This is a genomic window from Rhodanobacter sp. MP1X3, from assembly GCF_014207165.1.
Lineage (GTDB): Bacteria > Pseudomonadota > Gammaproteobacteria > Xanthomonadales > Rhodanobacteraceae > Rhodanobacter.
Genome location: NZ_JACHCO010000004.1, coordinates 485,787 through 491,996 on the forward strand (window position 1 = coordinate 485,787; position 6,210 = coordinate 491,996).

Annotated in this window: 7 protein-coding genes; 2 read left to right on the forward strand and 5 right to left on the reverse strand. The window is 58.3% G+C overall.

The features are described from left to right. Positions 1–462: 462 nt before the first annotated feature. The 3 genes from HDE79_RS13735 to HDE79_RS13745 all read right to left on the reverse strand — a co-directional run bounded on the left by HDE79_RS13735 (position 463) and on the right by HDE79_RS13745 (position 2,337). The gene (locus HDE79_RS13735; protein ID WP_184602519.1) at positions 463–963 is read right to left on the reverse strand and encodes an SRPBCC domain-containing protein; all 501 of its coding nucleotides are present in this window, start codon (positions 961–963) and stop codon (positions 463–465) included. Between the two features lie 102 nt (positions 964–1,065). Beyond that, positions 1,066–1,932, reverse strand: coding sequence for an NmrA/HSCARG family protein (locus HDE79_RS13740; protein ID WP_184602520.1), 867 nt, complete (start codon positions 1,930–1,932; stop codon positions 1,066–1,068). Between the two features lie 96 nt (positions 1,933–2,028). Beyond that, complete coding sequence (locus HDE79_RS13745; RefSeq protein WP_184602521.1) at positions 2,029–2,337, reverse strand: hypothetical protein; 309 nt, start codon at positions 2,335–2,337, stop codon at positions 2,029–2,031. A gap of 340 nt (positions 2,338–2,677) precedes the next feature. Here HDE79_RS13745 and HDE79_RS13750 point away from each other — a divergent pair, with 340 nt between their 5' ends. After that, entirely contained in the window at positions 2,678–3,121 is a 444-nt protein-coding gene (locus HDE79_RS13750; RefSeq protein WP_184602522.1) for a MarR family transcriptional regulator, read from the forward strand. Between the two features lie 170 nt (positions 3,122–3,291). Here the strand turns inward: HDE79_RS13750 and HDE79_RS13755 are convergent, their stop codons facing one another. Then, positions 3,292–3,639 (reverse strand): DoxX family protein, encoded by a 348-nt coding sequence (locus tag HDE79_RS13755; RefSeq protein ID WP_184602523.1) that lies wholly within the window; start codon positions 3,637–3,639, stop codon positions 3,292–3,294. A 2-nt stretch (positions 3,640–3,641) separates the two neighbouring features. Next, entirely contained in the window at positions 3,642–4,565 is a 924-nt protein-coding gene (locus tag HDE79_RS13760) for an NAD-dependent epimerase/dehydratase family protein (protein WP_184602524.1), read from the reverse strand. Between the two features lie 128 nt (positions 4,566–4,693). Between HDE79_RS13760 and HDE79_RS13765 the strand changes: the two genes are divergently transcribed. Continuing rightward, complete coding sequence (locus HDE79_RS13765; RefSeq protein ID WP_184602525.1) at positions 4,694–5,299, forward strand: TetR/AcrR family transcriptional regulator; 606 nt, start codon at positions 4,694–4,696, stop codon at positions 5,297–5,299. Positions 5,300–6,210 lie beyond the last annotated feature (911 nt).

The window sequence follows — 6,210 nt, forward strand, 5'->3', positions numbered from 1 at the left end:
GTCGTTGAACGATATCCAGTTCGTGGAGCGTTGCCACATTGTGACCAGAGGAACAAGCCAAACAGCGTTGCTCCCAAGACGGGCAACAACCAGACAAAGATAATTTGCAGAAGCTTCTGGCGTGGACTGCAGTAGGTGCTCAGCGCAACCGCAGCAGAAACTATGGCATTTAATACAGCAAGGGCGATAAGCGCGATCACAAGAATGTCATGTGGGCTCAGCAACCACTTCGTGGACTTGTGTCACTTGAAGTCTGCTTTGGATCGGACGCATGTCGTCATGGCCGGCGTGTCGTGAGTAACTATATTTGTCCCTGATCCATTTTCCTCAGCTCGAACGGGGTCAGGTTCACTTACCAAGTCTCATGAAGTGAACCTGACCCCGATTGCGGTGGCTGGTAGCCGTGGATTACGGCTGGCCTAATGCGAACGCCTTTTTCAGCAGCTTCCTCGTCGGTAGGGTCTAATCTCTACGAGCCTCCGCACGTTCCTTTAGAGAACGAAGCCATTCTTCGTGCGACGCAAGAAGCCGGTCGCCCGTGCGCGCACGCAGAAAGAAAAGAAACAAGCCGATCTGTGACTCTTCTGTAATGACGCGACAGCCGCGCGGACTCGGCTCGATGTACCAAGCGTGTGAGCCGCTCGTTCCAGCGGGCCCCTTCGCCGACCAAACGAGCATTCGATGCGGTTCGAACGTGACGATTTCAGGCTCAAAATAAAAGCCTAGCGTCTTAAATCGAAACTTCGATTCGGGGTTCAATCGCGAGCCTCCGCGGAGCATGGAGACGTCCGAGCAATGCTTGTACCACTGCGGCCACGCAACGCAATCGACGAGCTGCGACCAGACCGTTTCAGGAGAAGCCGCAATATCGACGATATTTTGCGCGAACACCATCGCCGACGCGGGTGCGTGCTCGGCGGGCCAAGTGATACGCGGATCTGGAGTTTGTGCGGGCTTCGTCAAAGTCTCCTCCGAACGTTGAAACATATTAATGCGCGAAAGCCCGTGCTAGCTGCCGTGATGGTCATGCGCTGTCGCGCGGCAGGCCTAAAACACGACCGTCGGTCAGTGTTCGTCAGAGTATTTCTTTACCCAACCGGCAAATGTCAGTAGCTGCGGATATTCTTGCCGCACCTCGGCAATGTTCGCTTTGAAGCCCTTTTCGCGAATCCACGTGAACATATCCAAGAACTCCTTCGGCATCGCCCTCTTGGCCAAAAAGGCGGGAATCGGCGCCACCCAGGGCTTACGCCCAGTGACGGTCTTGAAGGTCTTGATTATGTCGCCGATGCTCAACTGGTCCCCGGCGAGCGGGATAACGCGTCCGGCGTAGCGCTCCGGATCTTCGAGCGCGCGCGCGGCAAACCAACCGATGTCGTAGGTGGCCACGAATTGGACGGGGAGTGAAACTCCAAAGTTGGCTTTGAATATTCCGAGGAACATCCCGCGCTGCATCGCTGGGACGCCAAACGCATCCATGAAACCGACCGGACGCAGAATCGTCGCCGGGAGTTTTAGATCACGGATGTGTTGCTCAATCGCCCATTTGCTCTCGTAGTGGCCGAGGCCGCTGTTCCGTTCGACCCCCTCCGCCGACGAGTAGACGAGATGTGGGCTGCCCGATGCCTTCACCGCATCGGCAAACCGCTTCCCGTTTAGCTCCTCCGCCGCGGTCCCACCCTTTTCGGTCCATTGCTGCACCGAAAACGCAGCGGAGACGCCTGCCAACGCCGTCCTGAGCGAAGCCACGTCGTCGAAGTCACCCTTGACCAGCTCCACGCCACGCGCGGCCAGGCTCTTGGCCTTCGGCGATTCCAAGTTCCGCGTCAGAACCCTCACGCGAACCTTTTTCGCCGCCAACAAATGAGTGACAGTCGCACCGCCCTGACTGCCGGTTCCACCAGTAACAAGCACCACGTTTTCATTAGACATAGTTTTCATACCTTCTTGCGTGTGCTGGGGAAGGCGTGCCGGAACACCGCCAGAGATCTCCGATCAGAAGACTGAAGACAATGGCCGACCAGGCGCCTAGCTATACGAATTTCCACTGGTCGCCACGAGCGACATGCCCACCTGGTCTGGCCTTACGACAGGGTCGCTCGCCAACAATTCCGATTGAAACGTCTTGAACGATGGAAGGCCGGTGATGACTGCAGACGGATCGTCTTGAGAGGTCACCAGGTGAAGAAAGGTTTGCCCGTCCTCTTCAAGGAATACCCGATAGGAAAGGCCTGGCACCGAAGCCGCCGTCAGCGCTGCGATGAACTCATCGAGGTTTTGCCTGTTCTGGGCAACGTACTCCGGCTTTACCGTGTATCGATGGCGTGTGATTTTCATTGGGTCGTCTCGCCATTTAGGCTGAGGATGGCGAGCGAGGCAACCGAGCCGACGTTGCCGGTGGCGCCCGCGAGCAAAACACTCATGTTTTTCTCCGATGTTGTTGAGAATCAGCCGGCTTGGCCCTGCGCCTAGAAGTGAACGGCGCGGCAAAGTTGCGTACTATCAAGTAACCGCCTGAGGCGAGCGGCAGCCTGCCGCTGAGCTCGCGGCTCTGCCACCGAGTCTCGCGACTTGGTAAACCATCTTGACTAAAGAAGGTAAAGTACTTTGACGATATGGTCAAGAGTCTTTACTAATTATTCTCGCTCGGACGACGTAAGCGCTTGTGAGTAACTCAATGGAAAAAAAGGAAGACGACATTCCACCGGCGCTGGGTCGCGCAGTCCGCGCCATGAGCGGCACCATGATGGCCAAGGTTGCTAGTCGCGGGTTCAACGGCATGACGCCCGCCTTCGCGAGCCTCATGCCACTGCTGGATGCGACCGGCGCCCGTCCCAGCACCCTGGCGCAGCGAGCCGGAATCACCAAACAGGCGATGAGTCAGCTGGTTCGGGAACTGGAGGCACGCGGCTATGTCGAGCAGGCGCCCGACTCCACCGACACACGCGCCAAGATCGTGCGCCTGACGAAGCGCGGGGTTGCCTTACACGCGGCGTGTGCGGAGGTGAGACAGGAACTGCACTCCATTGCTATCGCGAAGCTTGGCAAATCGAGAGTATCGCGGTTGCGGCGGGATCTCATGGAGCTTGCCGCCGCTCTTGAGGAAACGCGCACGCCCTGAAAACGTGAACCCGCCCTGCACAAGGGATAGCGAAACCGGCGTCAGAGTCGACTTTCCAACATCGCTCTCAAAGAACGCCACTCTGACTTCCGTTTGGCCGGACAAATAAACTGACCAGCTTTGCCATTCATCTGATCAATGGGCAGTTCACCAGCAAAGGCCAGTCATCGCTACAAAAAGCGGACCGTTACAGTAACCACAATGAGAGCCGAGAAGACCAGCGCCGGGGCGAGATGCCCGAACGGCTCCCGGTTCCGTAGCAACGTGAAGAACGCGCCCAGCATGATCGCACCGGTCAGCGTGAGGCCGAAGACTCGGGTTTGTTGTCCGAGAAGAAGTGCCGCACTGAGCAACTCGAGAGCGCCACAGAGCCACTGAAACCATGCCGGATAACCCCAGCGTGCGAAGTCGCGCTTCACCGCGCCGGGTCTTGTGAGATTGACCACCCCGGCAACCGCGAACAGAGCCGCCACGATCATCGCGAGGATCGATTCGAAAGACGCACTGTTCCACGCCATGGTCATGCTCCGTTGATTTGTTGAAAGTGGTTTGGTGCCGAGAGGTCCGCGATCAGACCGGGGCCATGGGGTTTCCACGCAAGAACTCCCCGGGCATGTTGGCCGCTTACTGTCTGGTCGAGCGCCAGTGCGTCAGCGAACGGTCCAAGCGATTGGCGAGCATCATCGAGCGGCCAGGGTTCGACGCGATCGGCGCCGATCGAAGCCCGAATCGCTTCACCCATGTCGGCAACGGCAACAGCATCTTCGGCGACCACGTTGAAGATCTGTCCCGTAACTCGACTGTCCCCGCTTGCCGCCCGCTCTACCGCGCTCAGGTAAGCCGCGGCGAGATCATCGACGTGAACAGCGGGCCAGTGGTTACGACCATCACCGACGACTCTCACACTACCGGTCTGACGAGCCATGCCGGCAAGCATGCCGAAGACACTGCCACCATAGCCGTGCACCATCGCCGGCCTGAGGACGACCGCGGCTATTGAGCGCCGTGCTGCTAGCGCCAGCACCTCTTGCTCCACGGCGGGCCGCCAGGCGATGAGTGGTGTCGGATTTAGCGCCGACGCTTCCGTGGCGGGTTTCCCCTCCGTATCACCATAGACCCAGATGCCTGACGTATAGACAAACGCCGCACCAGGATGCAGATGCGAAAGCATCGCTACAGCCGCAGCCTGATCAGCAATCGCGGCGGAAGCATCGTTGGTCGACGCGGCGTGCACCACGCCATCAGCGGCGCCGGCCGTCGCAGCGAAAGACTGTGGCTCACGCAGGTCGCCGATGAGCAGTGTCACACCGAGACGTGCCAGCGCGCTGGCCGCTGCCGATCCGTCCTGGCGCACCAGCGCCGTCACCTGATGGCCGAGATTGATGGCCTTGCGCGCGACCGCCTGCCCGATGAAGCCAGTACCACCTGTAATGAACAGTTTCAAAGCGTTCTCCAATGATTGGCTGTGACGCCGACAAGCCTCACAGACGAGACTCACTGGTCTCGTTATGACCAATCTAAACGAGACTAACCAGTCTTGTCAACAATTCGACGACCTGCTATTTATCTCGCATGGACACTCCTTCTCTCCCCGACCTGAGTCCGCTGCAACGCCGTAAGCGGTTCGCCATCCTCGACGGCGCGAAAACCGTTTTCTTACGCGAGGGTTTTGCCTTGGCAACGATGGACGATGTCGCCTCGGCCGCTGGCGTCGGCAAACAGACGGTCTACCGCCACTTCAAGTCGAAGGAGGCGCTCTTCGTCGGTCTGGTCAGCGAGATGTGCGCTCAAGTGGGCGCGCTGCTTGCCAGCACTCAGGGCGAGCAAACCGATGGCGCACCCGAGGTCGAGTTGCGCGAATTGGGATGGATGCTGGCACGAAGCCTTATTACGCCGGATTATCTGCGGCTTTATCGGGCCATCGTTGCTGAGGCCGAGCGTCTTCCGAAACTTGGCCAAGTGTTTTACGAGAATGGTGCAAAGGTCGTGCGTGCCTACTCCGCACAAATTTTGCGAAAGCGATTCGACGAATCAACGGCTGCATTGCGGGCAGCGACATTCATTAATTTGGTGCTGGGCGACGCGTATCTGGAACTGTCAATTGGCTTCACGGTGCCCGATGTTGAAGCACGCTTTGCGCTGCAGATTGACGAGGCGGTGGCGGCTGCACTTCGCTAATTAGCGCCGCATAGGGTGTCGAGCCGCTGTCTGTGGAGCGCAACAGCGCGTTGGCGAGGAAGTGCCGTTTGGCTGCTGGCTGTGGTCAGTTTCACTGGCGAATGCTGTTCGAAACCGAGGGCAGAGTCGACTTTCCACCATCGCCCTCAAAGAACTCCACTCTGCCCCCTGTTTCCTTTACAAGCGGCCGCCTTTTCCATCGGTCCGCCAGGCGGCACTCTTTGAAGCTGCGTAGATCATCATGAAGACGCCGAAGGCGATCAGTCCGGCGCTAGAAGCCGCTGAGTACCACCCTCCTTCCACGCCGTTTATTGAGTAAGTCAGACGCCACTTCTTCTTATCGACTCGTGTGCCCACCGGTAGCCGCTTCGGCAAAGAGTACTCAGCAGGCTCCGCTACAAATGTCTCGAAAACGCCCCCATCCTTTACCAAAACGTAGGTACTGGAGCACCGAGCTTGGTGCCCGTTTAGGCAAATCGTGCGGATTCCGGCCAAGCTGAACATCGATTCCGGTAAGCGCTGAACACTCTGCTGGTTCTGACCAAGGGCTGGTGGCCTGCTTTTGTTAGACGATATCGGCTAGAGGCTAAAAGCATCCGCTTCTCGCGTCGTCGGACAGCAGCTTCATGACCGCCAGCGAGGTCGCCGTCGACGGCGGCCTGGCGCAACTCTGACGCGTTAAGCCCAGGCGCTCCATGCGATTCGGAGCGTCGTAGGGCTCAGTAAAATAAGCGGAAAGACTTTCACTCCGTTCACGCCGTACGTCATACCGTACGTGAGCCCGGCAGACTTCTATCCAAGGTTAATCTGCCGGCGCTCAAGTCCCAACCTTTCAGCGAATCTCGATGCCGGTAGGGCTCCGAAAGGGGGCTTTTCGACTCTCTACTCAAAGCGGACCAAGGAAACACGAT